General features: G+C 67.4%; 20 protein-coding genes and 4 tRNA genes. 11 read left to right on the top strand and 13 right to left on the bottom strand.

Features of this window, described 5'->3' with window-relative positions; genetic code table 11:
- Positions 1 to 8: 8 nt before the first annotated feature.
- Positions 9 to 902 carry a sulfurtransferase gene (locus KV396_RS15145; protein ID WP_247622384.1) on the bottom strand — a complete coding sequence of 298 codons (894 nt, stop codon included), beginning with the start codon at positions 900 to 902 and terminating at the stop codon, positions 9 to 11.
- A gap of 130 nt (positions 903 to 1,032) precedes the next feature.
- Between KV396_RS15145 and zapE the strand changes: the two genes are divergently transcribed.
- The 4 genes from zapE to KV396_RS15125 all read left to right on the top strand — a co-directional run bounded on the left by zapE (position 1,033) and on the right by KV396_RS15125 (position 4,481).
- A complete protein-coding gene (zapE, locus tag KV396_RS15140; RefSeq protein ID WP_247956238.1) occupies positions 1,033 to 2,076 on the top strand; it encodes a cell division protein ZapE in 1,044 nt (347 codons plus the stop codon).
- 114 nt (positions 2,077 to 2,190) lie between these two features.
- On the top strand, positions 2,191 to 3,429 hold the full coding sequence (locus KV396_RS15135) for an ammonium transporter (RefSeq protein WP_247622386.1): 1,239 nt from the start codon (positions 2,191 to 2,193) through the stop codon (positions 3,427 to 3,429).
- A 32-nt stretch (positions 3,430 to 3,461) separates the two neighbouring features.
- On the top strand, positions 3,462 to 4,016 hold the full coding sequence (locus tag KV396_RS15130; protein ID WP_247956237.1) for a type II toxin-antitoxin system PemK/MazF family toxin: 555 nt from the start codon (positions 3,462 to 3,464) through the stop codon (positions 4,014 to 4,016).
- Positions 4,017 to 4,097: 81 nt separating this feature from the next.
- Entirely contained in the window at positions 4,098 to 4,481 is a 384-nt protein-coding gene (locus KV396_RS15125) for an SPW repeat domain-containing protein (RefSeq protein ID WP_247622388.1), read from the top strand.
- A 70-nt stretch (positions 4,482 to 4,551) separates the two neighbouring features.
- On the opposite strand, the gene KV396_RS15120 is transcribed toward KV396_RS15125, so the two are convergent.
- Both KV396_RS15120 and KV396_RS15115 read right to left on the bottom strand, forming a co-directional pair.
- Positions 4,552 to 5,220, bottom strand: a complete 669-nt coding sequence (locus KV396_RS15120) for a response regulator transcription factor (protein WP_247956236.1) — start codon at positions 5,218 to 5,220, stop codon at positions 4,552 to 4,554.
- Positions 5,217 to 6,404 (bottom strand): sensor histidine kinase, encoded by a 1,188-nt coding sequence (locus KV396_RS15115; RefSeq protein ID WP_247956235.1) that lies wholly within the window; start codon positions 6,402 to 6,404, stop codon positions 5,217 to 5,219. Before KV396_RS15115 ends, KV396_RS15120 begins: the two co-directional genes overlap by 4 nt.
- A 154-nt stretch (positions 6,405 to 6,558) precedes the next feature.
- On the opposite strand from KV396_RS15115, the gene KV396_RS15110 reads away from it, so the two are divergent.
- Together KV396_RS15110 and KV396_RS15105 are read left to right on the top strand one after the other, a co-directional pair.
- Positions 6,559 to 7,260 (top strand): ABC transporter ATP-binding protein, encoded by a 702-nt coding sequence (locus tag KV396_RS15110; protein WP_247622391.1) that lies wholly within the window; start codon positions 6,559 to 6,561, stop codon positions 7,258 to 7,260.
- Entirely contained in the window at positions 7,257 to 8,561 is a 1,305-nt protein-coding gene (locus tag KV396_RS15105) for an ABC transporter permease (RefSeq protein WP_247956234.1), read from the top strand. Before KV396_RS15110 ends, KV396_RS15105 begins: the two co-directional genes overlap by 4 nt.
- 28 nt (positions 8,562 to 8,589) lie before the next feature.
- Here KV396_RS15105 and KV396_RS15100 read toward each other — a convergent pair whose 3' ends face one another.
- From KV396_RS15100 to KV396_RS15090, 3 genes are all read right to left on the bottom strand, one after another.
- Positions 8,590 to 9,918, bottom strand: coding sequence for a flavin monoamine oxidase family protein (locus KV396_RS15100; RefSeq protein ID WP_247632152.1), 1,329 nt, complete (start codon positions 9,916 to 9,918; stop codon positions 8,590 to 8,592).
- Positions 9,919 to 10,051: 133 nt separating this feature from the next.
- Positions 10,052 to 11,101 (bottom strand): 2,3-butanediol dehydrogenase, encoded by a 1,050-nt coding sequence (locus KV396_RS15095; protein ID WP_247956233.1) that lies wholly within the window; start codon positions 11,099 to 11,101, stop codon positions 10,052 to 10,054.
- 24 nt (positions 11,102 to 11,125) lie between these two features.
- Positions 11,126 to 11,677, bottom strand: coding sequence for a TetR/AcrR family transcriptional regulator (locus KV396_RS15090; protein WP_247956232.1), 552 nt, complete (start codon positions 11,675 to 11,677; stop codon positions 11,126 to 11,128).
- A gap of 85 nt (positions 11,678 to 11,762) precedes the next feature.
- On the opposite strand from KV396_RS15090, the gene KV396_RS15085 reads away from it, so the two are divergent.
- Positions 11,763 to 12,539 (top strand): SDR family NAD(P)-dependent oxidoreductase, encoded by a 777-nt coding sequence (locus KV396_RS15085; protein ID WP_247632155.1) that lies wholly within the window; start codon positions 11,763 to 11,765, stop codon positions 12,537 to 12,539.
- A 9-nt stretch (positions 12,540 to 12,548) separates the two neighbouring features.
- Here KV396_RS15085 and KV396_RS15080 read toward each other — a convergent pair whose 3' ends face one another.
- The 7 genes from KV396_RS15080 to KV396_RS15050 all read right to left on the bottom strand — a co-directional run bounded on the left by KV396_RS15080 (position 12,549) and on the right by KV396_RS15050 (position 18,405).
- On the bottom strand, positions 12,549 to 13,358 hold the full coding sequence (locus KV396_RS15080) for an ABC transporter ATP-binding protein (RefSeq protein WP_372491935.1): 810 nt from the start codon (positions 13,356 to 13,358) through the stop codon (positions 12,549 to 12,551).
- Positions 13,355 to 14,419, bottom strand: a complete 1,065-nt coding sequence (locus tag KV396_RS15075; protein WP_247956231.1) for a FecCD family ABC transporter permease — start codon at positions 14,417 to 14,419, stop codon at positions 13,355 to 13,357. Before KV396_RS15075 ends, KV396_RS15080 begins: the two co-directional genes overlap by 4 nt.
- The gene (locus tag KV396_RS15070) at positions 14,416 to 15,444 is read right to left on the bottom strand and encodes an iron chelate uptake ABC transporter family permease subunit (protein ID WP_247956230.1); all 1,029 of its coding nucleotides are present in this window, start codon (positions 15,442 to 15,444) and stop codon (positions 14,416 to 14,418) included. Before KV396_RS15070 ends, KV396_RS15075 begins: the two co-directional genes overlap by 4 nt.
- A gap of 10 nt (positions 15,445 to 15,454) precedes the next feature.
- Positions 15,455 to 16,345 carry a siderophore-interacting protein gene (locus KV396_RS15065; protein WP_247956229.1) on the bottom strand — a complete coding sequence of 297 codons (891 nt, stop codon included), beginning with the start codon at positions 16,343 to 16,345 and terminating at the stop codon, positions 15,455 to 15,457.
- Positions 16,342 to 17,307 carry an ABC transporter substrate-binding protein gene (locus tag KV396_RS15060; RefSeq protein ID WP_247956228.1) on the bottom strand — a complete coding sequence of 322 codons (966 nt, stop codon included), beginning with the start codon at positions 17,305 to 17,307 and terminating at the stop codon, positions 16,342 to 16,344. The genes KV396_RS15065 and KV396_RS15060 overlap by 4 nt, the downstream gene beginning before the upstream one ends.
- 105 nt (positions 17,308 to 17,412) lie before the next feature.
- The gene (locus KV396_RS15055) at positions 17,413 to 18,201 is read right to left on the bottom strand and encodes a helix-turn-helix domain-containing protein (protein WP_247632160.1); all 789 of its coding nucleotides are present in this window, start codon (positions 18,199 to 18,201) and stop codon (positions 17,413 to 17,415) included.
- A 131-nt stretch (positions 18,202 to 18,332) separates the two neighbouring features.
- Positions 18,333 to 18,405: transfer RNA gene (locus KV396_RS15050), tRNA-Val, on the bottom strand.
- Between the two features lie 151 nt (positions 18,406 to 18,556).
- On the opposite strand from KV396_RS15050, the gene KV396_RS15045 reads away from it, so the two are divergent.
- The 4 genes from KV396_RS15045 to KV396_RS15030 all read left to right on the top strand — a co-directional run bounded on the left by KV396_RS15045 (position 18,557) and on the right by KV396_RS15030 (position 23,546).
- Positions 18,557 to 18,629: transfer RNA gene (locus tag KV396_RS15045), tRNA-Gly, on the top strand.
- Positions 18,630 to 18,683: 54 nt separating this feature from the next.
- A tRNA-Cys gene (locus tag KV396_RS15040) sits at positions 18,684 to 18,754 on the top strand.
- 26 nt (positions 18,755 to 18,780) lie between these two features.
- A tRNA-Val gene (locus KV396_RS15035) sits at positions 18,781 to 18,852 on the top strand.
- 944 nt (positions 18,853 to 19,796) lie between these two features.
- Positions 19,797 to 23,546: an ATP-binding cassette domain-containing protein gene (locus tag KV396_RS15030; protein WP_247956227.1), complete on the top strand. Its 3,750-nt coding sequence runs from the start codon at positions 19,797 to 19,799 to the stop codon at positions 23,544 to 23,546.
- Positions 23,547 to 23,570 lie beyond the last annotated feature (24 nt).

The following is a 23,570-nucleotide window of genomic DNA, read 5'->3' as shown; positions in this document are numbered from 1 at the left end:
TCACACGCTCAGAGCGCTCCGGGCTCCGAGCCGGTCACGATCGGAACGCGCACCGCGCTGCCCCACTCGGTCCACGAGCCGTCGTAGTTGCGCACGTTCTCGAAGCCGAGGAGGTGCTTGAGGACGAACCACGTGTGGCTGGACCGCTCACCGATGCGGCAGTACGCGACGACCTCGTCGCCATCGGCGAGACCGGCGCCGTCGCGGTAGATGGCGTCGAGTTCGGCGCGGGACTTGAACCCGCCGTCCTCCGCGACCGCCTTCGCCCACGGCACGCTCTGCGCGGTGGGGATGTGGCCGGCGCGCAGAGTGCCCTCCTCGGGGTAGGCGGGGGCGGTCGTGCGCTCTCCGCTGTACTCCTCGGGCGAGCGCACGTCGATGAGCGGCTTGCCGATGTGGGCGAGCACGTCCTCCTTGTAGGCGCGAAGGAGCGTGTCGTCGCGCTCGACGATCGGGTACTCGACCGCGGGGCGGTTCGTCGCCTCGCGCGTGATCTCGCGGCCCTCGGAGATCCAGCGGTCGCGGCCGCCGTCGAGCAGACGGACGTCCTCGTGACCGAACAGCGAGAACACCCACAGTGCGTATGCCGCCCACCAGTTGTTCTTGTCGCCGTAGATGACCACCGTGTCGTCACGGGCGATGCCCTTGCGGCTCAGCAGCTCGGCGAAGCCTTCGCCGTCGACGTAGTCGCGCACGACCGGGTCGTTGAGTTCGGTGTGCCAATCGACCTTCACCGCGCCCGGGATGTGTCCGGTCTCGTACAGGAGCACGTCCTCGTCGGACTCCACCACGACCAGCCCCGGCTCTCCCAGGTGAGCGGCGAGCCACTCCGTGGTGACGAGCCGGCCGGGCTCGGAGTACTCGGCGAACTTTGCGGACGACGTGTCGAACTCGATGGTCACGGGATGCTCCTCGGGGGTGTGCGAGTGAAGGGGGCGGGCGGCGACGGCGTAGTGTTGTTCCGTCGCTTCGACGATAGTTCCCCGCGGTGCCGCAGGCGCCGGATTCGTAAGACTTCGACACAGGAAACGAATGACCGACACGCAGAGCACCACGGGCGTCGTGCGCCTCAGCGACCGCCAGCCGACCGTCACCGGTCCCGAGATGCTCGCGAGCCTCGTTCCGCCGCCGCAGTTCGACGGCGCGACGTTCGACAGCTACCGCGCGGATGAGTCGTACCCCTCCCAGGAGGAGGCGAAGGAGACGCTCCTGCGTTTCGCCGGGCGCGGTGCGCCGGTCAAGAAGGCGTCGTTCTTCAGCCGACCGAAGAAGGAGGCGGCGGTCAAGCCCGGCGTTTACCTCGACGGCGGTTTCGGCGTCGGGAAGACGCACCTCCTCGCGTCGATCTATCACGCCATGCCCGCCCGACGGAAGTACTTCGGATCCTTCATCGAGTACACCGCCCTGGTCGGGGCCCTCGGATACAAGAACACGGTGGACCTGCTGCGCGGAGCCGACCTCCTCTGCATCGACGAATTCGAGCTCGACGACCCGGGCGACACGATGGTCATGACGCGTCTGCTGGGCGAGCTCGTCACCTCGGGTACGAAGCTCGCGGCCACATCGAACACCCCTCCCAATGCTCTGGGCGAGGGCCGCTTCGCCGCGCAGGATTTCCTCCGCGAGATCCATCAGATGTCGGACAGCTTCCAGACGATGCGGATCGACGGAGTCGACTTCCGTCAGCGGGCGATCGACGGGCACTCGATCGTGCTCTCCGATGAGGACTACGCCTCGGCGGTCGCCACGGCATCCGAGTCCGGGCTGGTCTCCGACGACGCATTCGACGAGGCCGTCGCGCACCTGGCGCGCGTGCACCCCTCTCGGTACATCCGCCTGATCGACGGCCTCCGACTCGTCGGGCTGCGCGATGTGCGCGTGCTCACCGATCAGTCCGAGGCGCTGCGGTTCGTCGCCTTCGTCGATCGCCTCTACGACGCGCAGATCCCTATCGCCGCGACCGGAGTATCGCTGGACCAGGTCTTCGCCGAGGAGATGCTCGGCGGCGGGTACCGCAAGAAGTACCTGCGCGCCATCTCCCGGCTGAATGCACTGACGCATTCCAGCCGCGCGTAACGCGATGGTTACACACCGACGCCGGGTGTAACCGGAGCGAAACACTCCTCGCGCCTTCCCGAAACCGGGCATCGCCACACTGGTGCTCTCAGTTACTCGGATGTGAGGTATTCCATGGATGCTCCCGGCAACATCTCCTGGGCGATCACCGCGACCGCCCTCGTTCTTCTCATGACCCCCGGTGTCGCCTTCTTCTACGGCGGCCTGGTCAAGGCGAAGAGCGTGGTCAGCATGATGATGATGAGCTTCGGCTCCATCGGACTGGTGGCCGTGCTCTGGATCCTGTTCGGCTACTCGATGAGCGCGGTCGACAGCCCCACGCAGTTCGCGGGCAACCCGTTCGCCGACTTCGGTCTCTCGGCGCTGTCCGAGGGCCCCGACGCGAACGTCGCCCTTCTCGGTGTCGCGTACGGCGCGACCTTCGCGATCATCACGGTCGCCCTGATCTCCGGCGCCATCGCCGACCGCGCCAAGTTCGGCTCCTGGCTGATCTTCGCCGGCATCTTCGCCACGGTCGGGTACTTCCCGATCGCCGCGTGGGTCTGGGGCGGCGGCTGGATCATGAACCTCGGCACCACCCTCTTCGGCGAGGACAGCGGCATCGCCGTCATCGACTACGCCGGTGGTACCGCGGTGCACATCAACGCGGGTGCCGCGGCCCTCGCCCTCGCTCTCGTCCTCGGCAAGCGCATCGGCTTCCAGAAGGGCATCCTCAAGCCGCACAACGTGCCGCTGACGCTGCTCGGTGCCGCTCTGCTGTGGTTCGGCTGGTTCGGCTTCAACGCCGGTGCGGAGTGGCTGTCGGAGGACATGGGCGGTGTCGGACTCATCGGCATCAACACCCTCGGCGCCACGGCGGCGGCCATCCTCGGTTGGATCGTCATCGAGAAGATCAAGGACGGCAAGCCCACCTCGGTCGGCGCCGCCTCGGGTGCCGTCGCCGGTCTCGTCGCCATCACCCCCGCCTGCGCCAACCTGACGCCCGGCTGGGCACTGGTCCTCGGCCTCGTCGCCGGTGTCGTCTGCGCCCTGGCGGTCGAGCTGAAGTTCCGTCTCGGCTTCGACGACTCGCTCGACGTCGTCGGCATCCACCTCGTCGGTGGCCTCATCGGTACCCTCTACCTCGGCTTCTTCGCCACCGGACAGGGCATGTTCACCGGTGGTGACTGGCGCCTGCTGGCCGTCCAGGCCATCGCCGCAGGTGGCGTGCTGATCTACTCCTTCGTCGTCGCCTTCATCATCGGCTTCGCGATCGAGAAGACGATCGGCTTCCGCGTCACCAGCGAGGACGAGATCGCCGGTGTCGACTCCGTCGTCCACGGCGAGGAGGGCTACGCGCTCACCAACGCCTGATCGCCCGAGCGCGAGCGACGTAGTGTGAACGTGTGAGTTCATCCAGGAGCATCCTCGTCACGATCGCGCAAGCGCTGCTCGACGCACTGAAACCCCGAACGTCCCGGCCCCGCAAGGAGCCGGGACGTTCGGCCGTGCTGAAGGCGTCGAGAACGGATGCCGGGCGCACCCGCGGGATCGAGACCGTGCGCCTCGATCCCGCGCACCTCGACGACGTCGTCATCTCCTACGCCCCCGATCGCGACGGCGCTCCCGATGCCGGGGAGATCATCTGGACCTGGGTGCCCTATGAGGAGGGCGACGGGCGGGGCAAGGACCGCCCGGTGCTCGTGATCGGCCGAGAGTCCTCGGATCGGGTGTTCGCCGTGCGGATGACCAGCCGCTCCCACGACGGCGATCGCGACTACCTGTCGATCGGATCGGGGGAGTGGGACTCCCAGGGGCGGGAGTCCTGGGTCGACGTCGAGCAGCTCTACAGCGTCCACGATGCGGGCATGCGCCGCGAGGCCGCCGTGCTCGCGCGTGCGCGCTTCGACCGGGTCGCCGCCGCCCTCCAGCGGCGCTACGGCTGGCGCGCCGACCGGTAGGAGATTCCTCCAATCCGTTTGCGCCGGGGTGTCGAACTCCTTGCATGAGCCGCTCCCGCGGTTCCCGCACAAGGAGGCATCATGCGTTTCATCCCCACGAAGGTCCACGGAGTCCTCGACTACGTCGTCGGCATCGCACTCATCGCGGCACCATGGCTGTTCGGATTCGCCGCCGTCGGTGGCGCAGCGGTCATCATCCCGATCGTGCTCGGCGTCGGCCTCATCGTCTACAGCCTGTTCACGAAGTACGAATGGGGACCCTTCGGGTTCATCCCCATGCCCGTGCACCTCGTCTTCGACATCGTCGCGAGCCTGTTCCTCGCCCTCTCGCCGTGGATCTTCGGCTTCTCCGGAGAAGCGCTCAACGTCTGGCTGCCGCACGTCGTCGTGGGCGTGACGGTCATCATCGTCGTGCTGTTCTCGCAGCCGCAGCCCCAGACCACGCCGCGGGCCGCCCGAGCCTGACGCGCGGACGACGGCGCCCCTCCTGTTCTGAGCGGGAGGGGCGCTCTCGTGCGCGGTGGAGGAACGGCCCTCAGCCGCCCTGAACGAGCAGACCGCTCTCATAGGCGAGGATCACGAGTTGAGCACGGTCGTGCGCTCCGACCTTGGTCATGATGCGGTTCACGTGGGTCTTGGCGGTGTGCGGCGAGATGAACAGCTCTTCCGCGATCTCCTGGTTGGAGCGACCCCGAGCGACCATCAGCAGCACTTCTCGCTCGCGTTCGGTGAGCGAATCGAGCTCGGCGACTCCCGGTGCCGGCGCTCCTCGGACCGGCATCGCGACGAAGCGGTCGATGAGTGCGCGGGTCGCCAGTGGGGAGAGCAGGGCGTCGCCGGCGTGCACGGAGCGCACGGCGCGCGGGATCTCGTCGGGCTCGGCGCCCTTGCCGATGAAGCCGCTGGCGCCCGCACGAAGCGCCTGGACGAGGTACTCGTCCTCCTCGAAGGTGGTCAGGATGAGCACGCGGACGCCCTCGAGACCCGGCGCCCGGCAGATCTGCGCGGTCGCCTCGATGCCGTCGAGCACGGGCATCCGGATGTCCATGATCACGATGTCCGGCCGATGCGCCGAAGCGAAGTCGATCGCCTCCCGCCCGTTCGCGGCAAGCCCGATGACCTCGATGTCGTCCTGCGCGCCGAGGATGTCGGCGACCGCCTGTCGGATCAGTGCCTGGTCGTCGACGATGAGAATGCGGATCATGACTGCTCCTTCGACCGCGGCATCCAGGCGCGGATCTTCCAGCTGCCGCCGTCGGGTCCTGCGTCGACCGTGCCTCGCACGGAGGTCACGCGCTCGCGAAGGCCGAGGAGACCGAGACCGGGGGACTCGCTGCCGCCTGGGGAGGGCGACGCGGTCATCGGGTTGGTGACCGTGATCGCGAGGCCGTCGTCGTCGGCGCGGAGCAGGAGGTGGGCGCGATGCTCGGTGCCGTGCTTGTGCGCGTTCGTGAGTGCCTCCTGGACAACGCGGTAGGCGACGAGCCCGGTCGCGCCGGTGACGCGGTCGAGGTCGCCCTCGGTGCGCACGGTCACCTCCAACCCGGACGACGCGAACTGAGCGACGAGCTCGTCGATGCGGTCGGCGCCGGCCTGGGGGCCGGTGCTCCCGTCGCCAACGTCGGCCGTGCGCAGCATCGACATGAGGTCTCCGATCTCGCCGAGCACGCTGCGCGCGGCGCCGCGGATCGTCGCCAATGCCTGCTTGGCCTTCTCCGGGCGATCGTCGATCACCGAGGTCGCGACTCCCGCCTGCAGACTGATGACCGCGATCTGATGCGCGACCGCGTCGTGCAGATCCCGGGCGATCCGCAGCCGTTCCTCGCTCACGCGCCGCTGGGCTTCGGATTCTCGGCTGCGCACCGCGCGTTCCGCCCGCTCGGTGATGGCGGAGATGTAGTCGCGCCGCGAGCGCGCCGCGTCGCCGAGGGCGGTCGAGAGCGCCACGATCAGCCCGAACTGGAACGCCCGCGGGTCGTACACGGAGCCGATCGCCGAGAGCAGGGACAACAGCATCACGGCGACGACGGCGCACGCCGCGATCAGCAGCGCGCGTCGACGGATGGTGCGCAGGGTGACCTGGTACATCGCGAGGCCGATCGCGATGCCGATACCGGGCGACAGGATGCCGGTGGCGGCTGCGGCGCCGAAGTTGACCAGGAGCGCGGCGAGCGTCAGGAGCGGCCACCGCCGTCGCCACGGGACGATCGCGAGGGGGAGGAGCACGAGGACGAGGGAGAGCACGCTCGTCGGTCGGAAGTCGGGGATCGGAGTCGGTGCCAGGGCGAAGACGAGCACGACGACAGCGACGAGCACGTCGGGGAGCCATACCGGCATCCGGGGGCGCGGATCCGCGGGCGCCTCGGGAACGTCGGTGTGCTCTGCCATCCCCTCAGTCTGCCGTGGAACGGCCGCCGTCGCGTCGGTCGCCCGGGTCATCGGGAGTACCGCGGACGCGGTACATGCGGAACGCGATCGAGGGATGTGCGGACCCCGGCGCGAGAGGGACGCTGATATCCGTCGATCCGAACGGAGTTCTCCGATGCCCGCACCCCTTCTTCAGATCAGGGATGTCCACAAGTCCTACGGGCGTGGCCCGACCCGCTTCGATGCGCTCAAGGGGGTGAGCTTCGACGTCGGCGAAGGGGAATCGATCGCGATCGTCGGCAAGAGCGGATCGGGAAAATCCACCCTCATGCACCTGCTCGCCCTGCTCGATGCCCCGGATACTGGAACGATCGCTCTGGAGGGTGTGCAGACGGCTCGCCTGCGAGGCGCTCAGCTCAACCGCACGCGCAACAAGACGTTCGGTTTCGTCTTCCAGCAGTTCTTCCTCACCGGTGGCAACAGCGTGCTCGAGAACGTCGTGCTGCCCCTCAAGATCGCGGGCGTCCGGGCGGGCGAGCGCCGCCGGCGCGGCATGGCCGCACTCGAGCAGCTCGACCTCGCCGACAAGGCGCGCAACCGGGCGGTGGACCTCTCCGGAGGGCAGAAGCAGCGCGTGGTGATCGCGCGGGCACTGGTGAACAATCCGCGCATCATCTTCGCCGACGAGCCGACCGGCAACCTCGACAGCGCGACGGGCGCCGTGGTCGAGGACATCCTGTTCGGACTCAACCGCGAGCACGGCATCACGCTGATCGTCGTCACCCACGACGAGGATCTCGCGGCGCGCTGCGATCGCCGGATCGTCATCCGCGATGGGCGCATCGTCGACGAGAGCGAAGAGCAGGTCGCCGCATGAGGGCCGCGGACCTCGTCGGATCGGCGATCTCGAACACGTTCCGAGCGAAGACCCGCACGATCCTCACCATCTTGGCGATCTTCGTCGGAGCCTTCACGCTCGCTCTGACTGGCGGCCTCGGCACCGGGATCAATCGGTACATCGACGACACGGTCTCGGGGGTCGGCGCCGCCGACGCGATGAGCGTCACGCGGGCGGCGGACGATGCGACGACGGTGCCGGGCGCGACCGGCGGGGAACCGCGCGAGTACGACCCCGACGCGGTCTCGAGCGGTATCCCCGGGCAGACGGTGATCGCGCTCGATCCCGATGACGTCGCCGAGATCGAGGGGATCGATGGCGTCGTGCGCGTGGATCCCACGCGCACGATCACCCCCGATTTCATCCGGGCCGGCGACGGCACGCCGTTCGTCGCCTCGGTCGGGAGCCTCATGCCGGGGCAGACGACCGTGCTCGCCGCCGGAACGGATCCCGACGACGACGCGTCGGAGACGGAGGTCGCGCTGCCCGCCGCCTACGTCGAGGCCCTCGGGTTCGCGGACGACGACGATGCGCTCGGCTCCACGGTCACGCTGGGGATCACCGATGCGGCGCGCACCTCGCACACGATCGACGCGACCGTCGTCGGCATCACCGAGGAGGCGCTCGCAAGCCCAACGGGCTCGAGCATCCTCGTGAACCGATCGATGAGCGACGCGCTCGTCGAGGCCCAGGCGACCGGCCTGCCCGCGGATCAGATCGACCGCTTCGCGTCGGCGACGGTGTGGTTCGCACCCGACGCGACGGACGACGAGATCCAGGCGCTGAAGGACCGTCTGGCCGATGCCGGGTTCACCGGGACGACCGTGGCCGACCAGCTCGGCACCATCACCACCGTCATCGACGGAATCGTGCTCGTGCTCAACGCCTTCGCGATCATCGCCCTGCTGGCCGCCGCGTTCGGCATCGTGAACACGTTGTACATGTCGGTTCAGGAGCGCACGCGCGAGATCGGTCTGATGAAGGCGATGGGCATGGGCTCGGGACGCGTGTTCGGTCTGTTCAGCCTCGAGGCCGCCTTCCTCGGATTCCTCGGGAGCGCGATCGGCGTCGGGATCGCGATGCTCGCCGGCGCGGGGATCAGCGCGGTCCTGGCCGATGGCCTCCTCGCGGACCTGCCGGGATTGACCCTCATCGCCTTCGATCCGGTCTCGGTCCTGTCGATCATCGCCCTCGTGATGGTGATCGCCTTCCTCGCCGGGACCCTGCCCGCCGCCCGAGCAGCGCGAGCCGACCCCGTCGAGTCCCTGCGCTACGAGTGAGGTGCGGTCGGTGGCTGTGGTCCGGAGTTCACGGCCGGGACCACAGCCGCTCGACCGCGACCTCGCGCCCGAGGACCCGGGCCGCCGCGCGGTGCCCCGACAGGAGTGCGGCAGGCACGGTCGCCGGGTCATCGGTCCAGGTCGCCTCTCCGGCGATGTGCAGCACGCCGCCGATCGGGGTCGCCAGGTCGTCGTGATCGGCGGTCGTCGAGCCGAGCGTCATGTACGCGTAGGCACCGTGGGCGAACGGATCGTCCTGCCAGTGCGTGCGATTCACCGCAACGGGGGCCGGCACGTCGGCGCCGAACAGCCGGCGCAGCTGCGCGAGCACCGACTCCACGACCTGATCGTCGTCCCAGTCCCGCGTCTGCTGCGCCGCCGGCCCCGCGGCGAAGGTGAGCAGCGTCGGCTCGTCGTCGAGGGCGGTGAGGTCGTACCAGGAGTGCCACCATCGGCCCTCCGGCCCCTGTTGGCGGATCGCATAGACGCCGTCGTCCCAGAACCGCGCGGGGAAGCGGAGGAAGATCTTCTCGAACGCATTCATGCGCAGGCGCGACAGCGCCCCGGCATTCGGCTCGGGCAGCGCAGGGTCGATCACCAGTGCGGGGGACTGCAGCACCCCGACCGGCACCGTGAGTACCGCCGCCGTCGCGCGGAAGACCTCGTGCGGTGTGGTGGCGACGACGCCCTCCGCCGACCACTCGACACGGGAGACGGGGTGGTCGAGCCGTACGTCGAGCCCCTCCGCCAGATGCGTCGCGAGGCTGTCGTACCCGTCGGGGAAGACGACCTCGTCGCCGTCGATCGTGTCGTCGTCGAGCCCGTGAGCGGCGAGGTCCTCGATCCACGCGCCGTACTGCTCCTCGGCGCGATGCTCGAGGTACTCGCGCACCCGCTGCATGCGGTCGGCGTTCCATCCCTGCATCGCGAGGGCGACCTCCGTCACATCGCGATACGACGCATCGGCCGCCGACGCGGCGATGGCGTCGCGGAGCGCCGCATCCACCGCATGGATGTCGGCGACGTAGGCACGGGCATCCGAGTCGGACAGACGGATGCCGTCGGGGCCGTAGTGAGCGATCGGACGGCTGTCGGGCTGGTAGCCCCCGACCGTGAACTCCTGCGTGCGCATGCCGAAGGCGGTCGCCGCGGCCGCGACCGGGCTGCCGTCGATGCCGTGGATCCAGGAGGCGCCGAGATCCGTGACCCGGCCGGCGGAGCGATCGGTCGTCACACGGCCGCCGATGCGGTCCCGCGCCTCGAGGACGACGACGCTCAAGCCCTCCGCCCGAAGAAGTCGCGCGGCAGAGAGGCCGGCGATTCCCGCACCGATCACGATCGCGTCAGAGGTGTGCATGAGGGCTCCTTCGCCGGAGGGCATCGCAGGGGGTGATCCCGACGTTAGTCAGTCGGACCCCACCGATGGAAGAGCTCAGGGCGATCGCCGGGACCGATCGCGTCGGGTCCCGGCCATCGCCCTGAGGTGCGCGTCAGTTCGACTGGACGAGGATCTTCGCCCCGGCGCCGCCACGGAGTGCGTGGATCGCATCCACGACGCCATCCAGCGGCACGTCCTTCACCCATCCGGTCGTGTCGTACACGCCTGCGGCCATCGCGGCGATGACAGCGTCGAAGTCCTCGGGGAGATACGCCAGCGCGCCGGCGATCTCGGTCTCGGCCATCACCAGCTGGGTCGGCAGGAAGTCCATCGTGCGCTCGTGGATCGCGACGACGACGACACGGCCACCCGGCACGAGGCTCGCGAGCGAGGAGGTGATGGCGGGGCCGGCGCCGGCGGCATCGAACGCCACGTCCACGCCGTCGCCGTCGGTCAGAGCGGTGACGGCCGCGCCGAGATCCTCCGTCACCGGGTCGACGACCGTGGCGCCGAGGGCCGCGATGATCGCGCGTCGATCCGCGCTGGGCTCGGACACGAGCACCTTCTCGATGCCACGTGCTTTGAGGGCGAACCACACGCCGATGCCGATGGGGCCGGCACCGGCGATGAGGGCGGTTCCCCCCGACTCCACGCCGCTGCGCGAGACGGCGTGCCACGCGACCGCCATCGGCTCGACCAGGGCACCGAGACGCAGGTCGACGTTCTCGGGAAGCACGTGCAGCTTCGACGCGTCGACGGTCGTGAACTCGGCCATGCCGCCGCCGTCCGAGCTCAGGCCGTGGAATCCGATCTTCTGGCACGCGATGTACATACCGCGGCGGCATGCAGCGCAGTCACCGCAGTAGTAGATCGGCCAGACGGCCACCCGGTCGCCGACCGAGATTCCGTCGACGCCCTCGCCGAGCTCGACGACCGTGCCCGAGAACTCGTGTCCGAGGATCTGGGGGAGGGTCGACCCGGTCAGAGGATGCGGATGTTCGAAGTCGAGGCCCGCTGCCTCCGGCGTGTAGTAGACGTGCAGGTCGGAGCCGCAGATGCCGGCGAAGGCGTTGCGCAGCTTGACCTGTCCGGGTCCGGGGGAGGGATCTGCGACCTCCTCGATGCGGAGGTCCTCCTGCGCGTGGAAAACTGCGGCTTTCATCCTTCTCTCCTTTTCCGGCGGCCGTCAGCGCAGCCACCACTCCGGGGACGCCGCGAGGATGAGCCTCACGGCGCGGTCGATGTCGTCGTCGCCGCTGCGCAGCCACTCCTCGATGGAACCCACGGTGCCGGCGGCGGCGTAGGCGAACGCGATAGCCATCGCCGAGGGATCGTCGCGGAAGTCCGGGGGAACGATGTCGGGGTGAAGGTGCACCCAGAGTTCGAGGCCCGTCCGGATGGACCGCTCGAGGTTGCTGCGCACGGGAGCGGCGAGCAGGGGGTGCATCGCGCCGCGGTAGACGTCCGCGCGGCGGAGGACGTGCTCGAGCAGTGCCCGCTCGCCGTCACCGATCGCGTCGGTGCGCGGGAGGATCTCCATCGCTTCGGCGATCTCGGACGAGAGGGCGTCGGCGAGGAGGTCGACGGGGCTCTCGGCATGGCGGTAGAAGGTGTCGCGGGTCACACCCGCCGCGGTGCAGATCGCGGAGGCGGTCACGTCGGCGATCGGCATCCGTCCGGCTAGATCGAGGACGGCGTCGCGGAGGTGCTCCCGTGAACGTCGCGCCCGTGCATCCATGTCGCCCAGTTTATCCGACATGTGTCAGATAAGGCGTAACGTGGCGGGAAGGACGGCACCACGACGGTGCCGCAGAGAGGAAGTCATGTCAGGGTTCGAGAACAGCGTCGCGGTCGTCACCGGCGGAGTGTCGGGGATCGGAGCGGCGATCACGCGCCGCCTGGTCGATCGGGGTGCGAAGGTGTTCGTCGCCGACATCAACGCGGATGCCGTGGCCGCCGCCACCGAGACGTTCGGCGAGAACGTGGCGGGCCTGCGCACCGATGTCACCGACGAGCAGTCGATGGAGGCGCTCTTCGCCGCCGCCGTCGAACGATTCGGCCGGATCGATGCGGTGTACAACGTCGCCGGCGGCTCGAAGCCGGGCCGCGTCATCGACATGGATCTCGCGACCTGGGACTTCAACATCAAGCTGAACCTCTACGGCGCGTTCCTGGGCACGAAGCTCGGCGCGAAGCAGTTCCTCGCCCAGGGCCGCGCGGGTTCGATCGTGAACATCGCATCGTTGAACTCCCAGGTGCCGATGCATTCCGGTGCCGGGTACTCGACTGCGAAGGCCGGTGTCGTGATGCTCACGAAGAACGCCGCGCTCGAGCTCGCCGAGCAGGGCATCCGGGTGAACGCGATCTCGCCCGGCCTGGTCGCCACGCCGCTCACGGGCGGACTGCTGGCCGTCCCGGGAGTCATGGACACCTACCTGGATCGCATACCCGCGAAGCGCGCCGCCGATCCCGACGAGATCGCGGGCGTCGCGCTGTTCCTCGCGTCGGCCGACGCGTCGTACGTCAACGGCGAGAACATCGTCGTCGACGGTGCGTGGGCGACGACCGGCTACCCGGACCTGCGCCCCTTCATGGGCTGAGCCGACGGCTCACAGCGGCACGACCAGGGGCGTCCCGGCGTGCGGGTCGGGGATCACGGAGCAGGGCAGTCCGAAGACCTCCTCGACCCGCTCGGCCGTGACGATCGCCGATGGATCCCCGGAGGCCACGATCTCGCCATCGCGCATCATGATCATGTGATCCGCGAAGCGCGCGGCCTGGTTGAGATCGTGGAGCACGGCGACGACCGTGCGCCCCTCGGCGTGGAGGCCGTGGAACAGGCGCAACAGGTCGTACTGGTGCGCGATGTCGAGGAACGTCGTCGGCTCGTCCAAGAGCATCGTCGGCGACTCCTGCGCGAGCAGCATCGCCACCCAGACGCGCTGGCGCTGTCCGCCGGAGAGCTCGTCGACCAGACGCCCCGCGAGCTCGGTCGTGCCCGTCGCCGCGAGGGCGGCGGCCACGGCGGCCTGGTCGGTGTGCGACCACTGGCGGAGGATCGTCTGGTGGGGGTGTCGACCGCGGGCGACGAGGTCCGAGACGCGGATGCCGTCCGGGGCGAGCGACGTCTGGGGGAGCAGCCCGAGTCGCCGCGCGATCTCCTTCGTCGGCAGGTCCGAGATCGCTCGACCGTCGAGCAGCACCTGCCCGGTCGTGGGGCGCAGCAGACGCGCGAGCGCACGCAGCAGCGTCGACTTGCCGCAGGCGTTCGGGCCGACGATGACCGTGAACGAGCCCGCGGGGATCTCGACGTCGAGATGCGCAGACACCACGCGGCCGTCGTAGCCGATCGTGAGGTCGGCGCCCTGCAGGCGGGCGCGGGTGAGGGTCTCGGTCGTCGTCATCGTCTTCTCGGTCATCGTCTTCTCGCTTCCTGGATGAGCAGCCAGACCAGGTAGACGCCGCCGAGGCAGACGGTGACGAGGCCGACCGGGATCTGGGTCGGGGCGAACAGCCGCTGCGCGAGCACATCGCTCGCGACCAGCAGCAGTGCGCCGAGAGCGGCGGATGCCGTGAGCGTGACGCTCGCCGAACCGGTGAGGCGGCGGGCGATCTGGGGTGCGGCGAGCGAGATGAAGGCGATCGGTCCCGCCATCGCCGTGACGACCGCGGTGAGTCCCACGCCGAGGATCACGAGCGTCAGACGCACCCCTCCGGTGCGCACCCCGAGGGCGGTCGCCGCGTCGTCGCCGAGCTCGAGCATGTGGAGACGATCGGCGAGCATCGCGACCGCGATCGCGATCGGGATGATCACGCACGCGGCGATGCCGACCTGCTCTGCCGTGATGAGGTTGAGCGAGCCGGCGCCCCAGGCGCTGGCGAGCAGGGCGACGTTCAGGTTCGCGTTGAGGACGATCCAGGTGTTCACCGAGGCGAGCATCGACGCGATTCCGATGCCGACGATGATGAGCCGGAATCCGGTGAACCCGCGGCGGAACGCCAGCAGGTACACGACCAGTGCCGTCGCGGTGCCGCCGATGAGCGCGGCGGCGGCGGTCGATGCGACGCTGACGCCGAACGTCGTGATCACGATCAACGCGCCGGTGTAGGCCCCGGCGTCGAAGCCGATCACGTCGGGGCTGCCCAGAGGGTTGCGCGTGAGCGATTGGAAGATCGCGCCGCCGATGCCGAGCGCAGCGCCGAAGACGAGTGCGCCCAGCACTCGCGGGAGCCGCCACTCGATGATCACGAGCTCGGCCCGGGGTTCCCCGACGCCGAGCAGCGTCGCGACGACCTCGCCCGGGGTGAAGACCGCGTCGCCCAGGGTGAGCGCGAACACACCCACCGCGATCGCGAGCGCCGTGGCGGCGAGGGCGACGATCGTCGCCCGCACACCGATGCGTCGGGAGAAGAAAGACGTCCGCGGCGTGAAGACATGGCGGCCGGCATCCACCGGTGTGGTCAGGAGGTCGGCGCTCACAGCCCGCTCACCTTCCGACGACGCACGAGGGCGATGAGGACGGGGGCGCCGATGACGGCCGTCACGACCGAGACGGGCAGTTCGCCCGTGCGGAGCACGAGTCGACCCGCCACGTCTGCGGTGAGAAACAGCAGCGGTGCGGCGAAGACGGTGCCGAGGAGGATCCAGCCCTGATGGGGCCCGACGAACCAGCGCACGGCGTGCGGCACCATCAGGCCGACGAAGGCGATCGGACCGGCAGCGGCGGTGGCCGCACCGCAGAGCAGGGTCACCGCGACGATCGAGAGCACACGCGTGAGGGCGACGCGGGATCCGAGGGCGGTCGCGAGATCGTCGCCCAGCGCGAGAGCGTTGAGCGACGGCGCGAGGCAGACGGCGAGGACGAGGCCGATGAACACGAAGGGCAGCACCGTGTAGACGTCCGGGGTGAGCGAGGTGAGCGAGCCCGCGTTCCAGCTGCGCATCCGGTCGAAGACGCTCGGGTTGAGGAGACCGATCGCCGCCACGACGCCGCCCATCACGGCGCCGAGCGCGACACCGGACAACGTCATCCGCAACGGATCCGGGGCGGTGCGGCCTGCCGAACCGATCAGGTACACGAGGACCGTCGCCGCGATCGCGCCGGCGAACGAGAACCAGATGTATCCACTCGCGGCGCTCACGCCGAAGAAGGCGACGCCGATCACGACGCCCAGGCTCGCTCCCGCATTCACCCCCAGGATGCCGGGATCGGCCAACGGGTTGCGGGTGAAGCCCTGGATCAGTGCTCCGGCAATGCCCAGCGCTGCGCCGACCGCGAGGCCGACGATCGTGCGCGGGACGCGCATGCCCTGCACGATGGCGCCGTCGTCACCCGTGCCGACTGTGAGGCCGTGCCAGACGTCGACCGGAGAGATCCGCTGCGAGCCGAACAGCACGCTCGCCACGCAGACGAGCGCGAGCGCGCCGGCGAGGAGGAGCACCACCAGGCCGCGGCGTGCCCCCGAAACCTGCGGCGCTCTCTCCTCGACGAGCGTCGAGGTCATACCGCGCACCTCACAGCCCGAGCTTCTCCAGCTCGGCGTCGTAGGCGTCCTCGATCTCCTCCTCGGAGCGGCCGTCGTCATTCCACATGGCCGTGAGCCGCGCGTGGGTGCCCTCGTCGAGGGATTCGTAGCGCTCCCGCCAGGCTTCGGCGTTCTCGGTCCAGTAGCCGAGGACCTTGTAGTCGGTCGCCGGGAGCTTCAGGTCGTGACGGAGGTGCTTGCGCACGCCGCGCGTGGCTTTCGTCTCACCGGCGACCCAGACGTACCCGCGCCCCGTCGGAAGCTCGGATGCGCGCAGGATCTCCTCGATGCGCGTGGGACCGTGCCCGTTGCCGCCGTGCACCCAGTGCAACTCCACACCGTCCGGGGTGGTCAGGGACAGCTCGTCCTCGGCCGTCGCGACCTCGACGACCACACGGGTGCGGACGCCGCTCGGCGCGTTCTCGGCGAGGCGAGCGGCCGCCGGCAGGCCGGTGGCGTCGGCGATCAGCAGCTGCCACTCGATGTCGGCGGGCGCCGCATAGAGCGCCTTCGGCGTGTTGACCCCGAGCACGTCGCCCGGCTGGGCGCGCAGGGCCCACGCCGCCGCGATCCCCCCGTCGTGCACGACGAAGTCGATGGTGAGCTCACGCGCCGCGGCATCCCAGTCCCGCACCGTGTACGTGCGCATCGGGGCCGGATCCACACCCTCCGGGAAGTCCCAGTAGCCATCGTCGGTCGGGAACGGCAGGTTCGGCTCGATCTGCCCCTCGGTCGGGAAGAAGACGCGGAAGTACTCATCGCCCACCCCGGTGGTCACGAATCCATCGAGACCTTCGCCGCCGAAGACGACCCGCATCATGCCCGGGCTCAGCCGTTCGACGCGCTGCACCACGATGCGGTGCACGAGGTTGACGGTCATCCGAGGAGCGCTTTCTCGACGACGGTGAGGAACGCGTCCATGCCGCTGGGGGAGCCGTAGATCATCTCGTAGTTGTAGGGGTAGTACTCGCCGTCCTGCACGAACGAGAGGTTCTGCCAGATCGCGTTCTGCTGCAGGGCCTCGTCCTCCTCGACCCAGACGGTGCCATCCTCTTCGGCTCCGGTGAACACGACGTCGATGCCCTCGAGCTGTCCGAGCTGCTCGGGGCTCAGTTCCGCGTACTCGTCGCTCGCGGGCAGGCCGTCCTCCGTCGCGTTCATCAGGGGCGCCATCTCCAGACCGAGGTCGGCGAAGACGAGGCAGGGCACGCCGTAGCAGGACGTCGTGACCTGACCGTCCCAGTAGCCGACGTCTGCGACGACGGGGTGGATGTCGGCGGCGTCGAGGCGGGAGCGGATGTCGGCGATGCGGGCCTCGTACTGGTCGACCCACTCCTGCCACTGCTCCTCGCGTCCGAGATCGGTCGCGGCCTTCGCGACGACGTCTCGCCAGTCGCCGCCGTCGAATGCGTTGTACGTGTAGGTCGGTGCGATCTTCTGGAGCTGCCCGTCGAGGTCCTCCTCGTAGCCGAGGCCGCTGAGGATGAAGTCAGGTTCGGCCTCGAGCACGGCCTCCAGGTTGAATTCCGGGAAGTTCCCGAAGGTCTCCAGCCCCTCCAATTCCTCCTGAGGGAAGAAGTCCGGGAAGGCCATGAAGTCGTCGCGGATCGGCTGTGTGCCGGCGAGGTCGAAACCGAGCGTGATGAGGATGTCGAGGTCCGTCGTGTAGAAGCCGAGCGCCGCCGTCGGCTCGGCCGGGATCGTGATGTCGACGCCGGTCGGAGTCGTGAGCTCCACCGTGTCGTCCGCGGTGGAGGAGCCGCCGGCGGAGGAGGCGGCGCACGAGGTCAGGAGGAGGCAGGTCGCTGCGAGCGCGACGAGGGACACGGGCGTAGAGCGCATGGGAGGGTCTTCCGGAAGAGGATCGGGGAGCCGGGGCTTAGGTAAGGCTCGGCTTACCCAGTATGGATCCGTCCGATGTCGCGGAGATGCCACACCGTGTCGAGGTCACGCCGACTTCGCGGAATCCTCGTCGCGTCGCGCGGCGTACTCGCCGGGCGTGCGCCCGACTTCCCGGCGGAAGGCTTGCACGAACGCACTCGGCGTCGCGTAGCCGGAGCGCCGGCTCACGTGCGCGACCGTGTAGTCGGCGGAGAGCCATTCGATGGCGCGGCGCATGCGTGCTCGGGTGCGCCAGGTGGAGAAGCTCAGGCCGGTCTCGGCGACGAACAGGCGTGAGAGGTTCCGCGCGCTGGCGCCCACGTGATGTCCCCACTCCTCGATCGAGCGATCGTCGGCGGGGTCGGAGAGCAGCGCCTCGGCGATCGCTCGGGTACGCAGGTCGAGGGGGAGGGGAAGGTCGACGACGGATGCTTCGACGGGTTCGAGCAGGCTGACCACGAGTTCCTCCGCATGCAGGCGCGGTCCCGCAGCGAGGTACGGCGGAGCCTCGAGTCGGTCGAGCACGGCGCGCATCACGTCGGGCAGGGCGACCGCGGTCGTGCGCGGCGAGGGGGAGGCGATGTCGCCGTCGATGAAGGTGCAGCGGAACGAGGTGCCGGCCGCGGCGATCACGCGATGGGACGTCTCGGCGGGAATCCAGAGACCCTGCGTGGCGGGGATGGCGAAGTGTCCGTGCTCGGTCTCGGCGGTGAGAACGCCTCGCGCCCCCCAGAGCAGTTCGTGACGATCGGGGTGGGCGTGAGTGTCCCAAGCGGCCCCGTCGACCACGTCGAACTCGTTCGTTCCGATGCGCCAGACGACGCTCTCCTCGGAGTCGGTTTCGGTGAGCGACATGAAGCCTCCGCTTGCCTTGCCGTGGGCAGATTAGGACACCCTAAGTTAGCACGCGCGCTCGTCTCGCCGAGGGGATGGGGCGGAACGAAGAAGCCCCGCTCCGTCGAGGCGACGTGCGGGGCTGCGATGTGTGGGCGATACCGGACTCGAACCGATGACCTCTTCCGTGTGAAGGAAGCGCGCTACCAACTGCGCCAATCGCCCATGACCCAGGGGGTCGAGAAACGATACTACCGGACGCGCGCGGGCCGTGATGACCATCCGGCGAGACACGCGCGAGATTCGCTTCCGGTTTGGACAGTCGCGGATCATCGGCTAATGTTTCATAAGTGCCCGGGACAACCGGGAACGAAATGCGGATGTAGCGCAGTTGGTAGCGCACAACCTTGCCAAGGTTGGGGTCGCGAGTTCGAGTCTCGTCATCCGCTCGAGTGCAGAGGGTCTTCTTCGGAAGGCCTTCCGCACGTGGGGTCAATCCACACGGTGGCGTGGCCGAGCGGCTAGGCACCGGCCTGCAAAGCCGTTTACACGGGTTCGAATCCCGTCGCCACCTCACTGAGAACTGAATAGCCTTCATAGGCGCGATTGGCGCAGCGGTAGCGCGCTTCCCTGACACGGAAGAGGTCACTGGTTCGATCCCAGTATCGCGCACGAAAAAACCCCCGGTCCCGGGGGTTTTTTGTTTTACTGAGTAGCTTCGTGGACTCTGCGTGGACCACGGCTCGCGCCTTCTCGGTCTACAGTCACCCGACTCTGACTGATCGTGACATTTCTTGACTCGTGACTCGCGCACCGCAGACTGGTTCTAACTGGCTCGTGGCGACGCCTCGCATCTGGGTACCGCATGTTCGGAATGGTGCGAGCGGGTTCGTTTTAGGCTGATGAACTGGATTTTCTCTTGCCCCTAGTTCCGACAGAGCAAACTCTTGCCGTCTAGAGGGCTGCCGTGTAGATCGTTTGTCGCAAAGAGTTCCTCGGACGCGTGGCCAGACTCATCCCAGTAGCGCTTGTCTGGGAAAACGCCGACGCTTGAACGTGGGTAACGCAGATCCGCTCGGCCGACGCCGGCACGGTCATAGCTCGGGCCGCAGTGGCACCTACTCTGTTTGCCGCGAGTGACTGCGAACGTATTAGGTCGAAGTCCACTCATTCGGGCTTAGTCGACGGCATCCCCTCAACGAGCGCCGCCCCGAGAGAACCAAGATTCGCAGGACCCAGGATCCAACACACCGACTTCGATCCGGCTCTCTCTCCACTACTCGTAGAGTGGCGCACCGAAGTGGTCGGGCAGGACTACGTTGTCGCTGCCTTAGTTGTGCCCGGCGGCCACCACCTGCTCTCCAGCGGACCCCCGGGCGTTCTGTTCGGAGTAGGACTTCCCGTCAATATTGCTGGGCACGCTCATGCGTGGAACCGGGTCATCGATCCCGGTCACTTCAAACGAATGTCGGATCTCTCCGGTAGCTTGATCCCACTGGCGTACCCATAGGAGCACCCATGTCAGCAGTCTCTATTGCGCTCTACGGCGGCGAATGCCTCTGTCGATCGCGTCGGCTCCGGATGACCGATGATGCTGAGGCGGAAGAGGGCGACTCGTGAAGAATGCGCACACGGCTATCGATCGTGCTGCCTCCATCCAGGAATCTAATGCCGCCGTAGAGAACGAGACCTCACGTGAAGAGGTTCCGGAGAGGAAGATTAAGCTCAGGACCCTCGCGCCCGAGTACAAGGGGGACCACCACAGTCTCTATGTCCGGCATCTCGAGCAGGCCATCGAGGAGAGGAAGAACCGGAATATCGCTCTGACCGGCCGCTACGGTGCCGGAAAGTCCAGCGTGCTCGACGCGTTCGAAAAGAAGCACGAGGCGGAGACCGTCCGCATCAGCATCAACACGCTCGGCCCGGACGAGGACGATGAGGATCTCACCAACCGGATCCAGAAGGAACTGGTCAAGCAGCTCGTATACCGGCTCAAGCCCGGCCAGGTCCGTCGTTCAAGATTCGCTCGTCCGAAGCCGCTCACGAAGTGGACGGCGCTGTGGCAGGCGCTCGGCGTCGCAGCGGTCGCGCTCAGCCTCCTGTGGTTACTCGGTGTCCGGCCCTCCGCGGACTGGCCCGGCGCGCAGGCAAATGTGTTCGTTCAGCTTGGTCTGGGCTTGCTGTTCTTCTCACTTGTGGTGCTCGTCGTGTGGGCGGTCCGCTGGCTCATTGGAGACAAGTTCGTCTCCGAGGTAAGCACGGCTGGCACCAAGATCGCGCTGAGCGATGGACCCACGACCTACTTCGACAGCTTCCTCGACGAGATCGTCGCGTTCTTCGACGCCGTCGAGCCCGAGTTCGTGATCTTCGAGGATCTTGACCGCTTCGATGACCCGCAGATCTTTGATTCGCTGCGCGAGCTGAACACGCTGGTGAATGCCTCTGCTCACTGGAAGAGCAAGGAACATCCGCTCAGGTTCATCTACGCCATCAAGGACAGCCTGTTCGAACAACTCGGATCGGACGCGGCGTTGAAGGACGACACTCGCGACGAGCAGTCGTCCGAAGCCTCGGTCCGTACACCCACCGTGGTTGGGACAGTACCTAAGCCAGATCTCGCTGCGGAAGCTGTGCGTCGGGCCAACCGCACTAAGTTCTTCGAGATGGTCATCCCGATGGTGCCGTTCCTCTCGCACAGGAACGCGCGTGACCACCTCTCTGATGCCCTGACAGCGCTCGGGTTCCCCAAGGACTACGTCTCGCGGCCATTGCTCGACCTTGTTGCGCGGCACACGACCGACATGCGCCTGATGATCAACATCTGCAACGAGTTCGCCGTGTTCGTCGAACGTCTCCTCTGGAGTGAGAACCCTGCTCCTGGCATGACCGCCGATCACCTGTTCGCGCTCGTCGTGTACAAGAACTTCCACATGGCCGACTTCGAGAACATTGCTCAAAGGACGAGCACCCTCGATGATCTTGAACAGCATCATCGAGATGAGGTCCGTGCCTTGATCGAGGGGCTGCAGAAGCAGCGCCGCACGACAGTGCAGCTCGAGGCACACCGTGCGAGGAGAACGGAAACTGCTTCAGCGCTGGGGCAGCGCCTGCAGGACATGAAGGCTGCGTTCCCAAACCCCTACAGTAACTATCCTGTCTCGTTCGTGACGGGTGGAAAGACCTTCGCCTTCGATGCAATTCAAGGTGTCGACTTCTGGGCGCAAGTCGCCTCGAGCCGAGCGATAACGGTCAATCACACGCACGCCGGGGCGGCGTCAATGGATGGCGAGCAGATCGATCGTCTCTTCCCCGAGCTGAACAGCGTGGCCCGCTGGCGCACCCCCGATGCCGACAGACTCACACGCATGAGTGAGCAATCCGATGACGACATCGCGATCCTGCGGGGCGCTGACTTCGTCGAGCTCGCGGCATACGGGAAAGTCCCGGAGGGCCGGACACCGTTCGCGCAATGGATCCACGACGATCTCGAATCGGAGCTCGCCCGTGATCTCGTCCGGAAGGGCTTCATCACTCGAAACTTCGCCGAGTACTCGGCGATCTTTTACGGCAACTTCGTCGGAGTCGACGTCGCTTACTTCTACAACCACAGCGTCCAGCCGAACGAGATGTACCTCGACTTCAAGTTCAAGACGGAGAACGCCGTCAGCAACCTGCTTGAGCAAGTACCTTCAGACTTCACGAGCACGGTGAGCGCGCTCAACATCGACGTCGTCGACCACCTGCTGCAACACCAGCCTGTGCTCGCGAAGGAGGCCGTCGCGTACATCGTTTCTCATGAGGCGAGCAAGGACGTGCAGACCTTCCTCGAGTCCCACTTCAACATGCCGGATGCGCAGCACGAGAAGCTCGTCGAGCTGCTTGCCGAAGACCCGTGGCACGAGGTGTTCGAGTACTTGGCGGACCATCACGCGATCCCAGATCTGGAGACGAGGCTGCGACTATTCAATGCGGCGCTGCTGCACGCGCAGGCCGTGGACTCGTACGACATCGGTGAAGCGGCGATGGACTTCCTTGACCAGTACCACCCGCGGATGACGGCCATCACGGCGGAGCATTCCCCGGTCAGGATCGCGCGAGTGCTCGAGATCCTCGAGTCCGCGGAGATAGTTGTCCCCGACCTGAGCCGCCTGAGTAAGCCGCTTCGCGAGCACGTCGTGGCCAGGCAGATGTACGAAATCAGCGTCCCCAACTTGAAGCAGGCGCTCGAGATAGAGACCGCTCCCACTCTGGATGAAGTCAGGAAGAACGAGCACGTGTGGGAGCACTGCCGCTCACGCATCGACGACTATCTCAAGGCCGTCCAGGGGGACGAGACGATCGAGTGCATCGTCCAGTCAGAGTCGGTGCTCGTCGACGTGATCAACGAGCAGCATGAGTCCTGGACGGATGACCAGCTCTGGGTGGTGATCGAAGGTAGCTCCGACGCCGTGAAGATCGCGGAGCTCCAGCAGACCCCTGAGCCGGTCTGGCCGATGCTCGTCGGGTCACACCATGTCTTGCCGTCGGCCGTCAACGTCGTCGATTACGCGAAGGAGCACGGCGTCGATGAGCAGCTCGCTGGGTTCCTGTCGCCAGACGATGCTGAACCCATTGAGCTGCTGGACCTCGACGAGATCGAGGATGACGAACGCGGCGAGCTCGTGATCAAGCTCCTGAACGCTTCGGAGCACTTGACCGCAGAGGATCGCGTGGCGTTGGCATGTCAGGTGAGCCCCGCTGACGGGTTTGACCTGGGCTCCGTCACTCCTAGTCCGGACCAGCTCCTCGCTCGTGGTCTCGCAGCGGGGCTGTTCGAGGACGACCTCCCTACGTTCTCCCACTTCGCGCCGGGCGGCTGGGAGGCAACGTCCGAGGCCTTCGAGGTGTCTCAGAAGGTCGCCAGCTTCATGTCGCCGACGATCTTGCAGGGATACGTCGCCGAGTTCCTCACCAGCCCGAACAGCTCGAAACGCCTGAAGCGGATCGTCGTCATTTGTCTGCAGCAGTACGTACCGAACGACGACGCAAGGGCACTCCGCGCCGCCGGCGAGTTCGCCCGTACGGAATCACTCAAACTGCCGTTGGACGAAGTGCGGCGGATCGCACGTGTTGCCAAAGCCGTTGGTGCGGTTATGCGACAGTTGGTGCTCTCAGCGAAGGACATCAGCGCTGACGACGTCGTCGAAGTCGTCAGCATGCTTGGCGCGCCGTACACCAAGCTCGCCGACGGACCCGGTGCCAAGTTCGATTACCCCAGCGGAGTTCCCTCTCTCGATACCGTTTTCAAGCACCTCGAAACCGCCGGCCGCATCAAGGTCACGAAGAAGCTCTTCGGATCTGGGCGGACGGTCGAAGTCCTTGTCTGAGCACAACCGCGATCGGATCGCACC

It is taken from the genome of Microbacterium galbinum (genome assembly GCF_023101185.1).
GTDB classification, from domain to species: domain Bacteria; phylum Actinomycetota; class Actinomycetes; order Actinomycetales; family Microbacteriaceae; genus Microbacterium; species Microbacterium galbinum.
The sequence above is the reverse complement of the archived record's forward strand: the minus strand, read 5'-3'. Positions and strand labels throughout refer to the sequence as shown.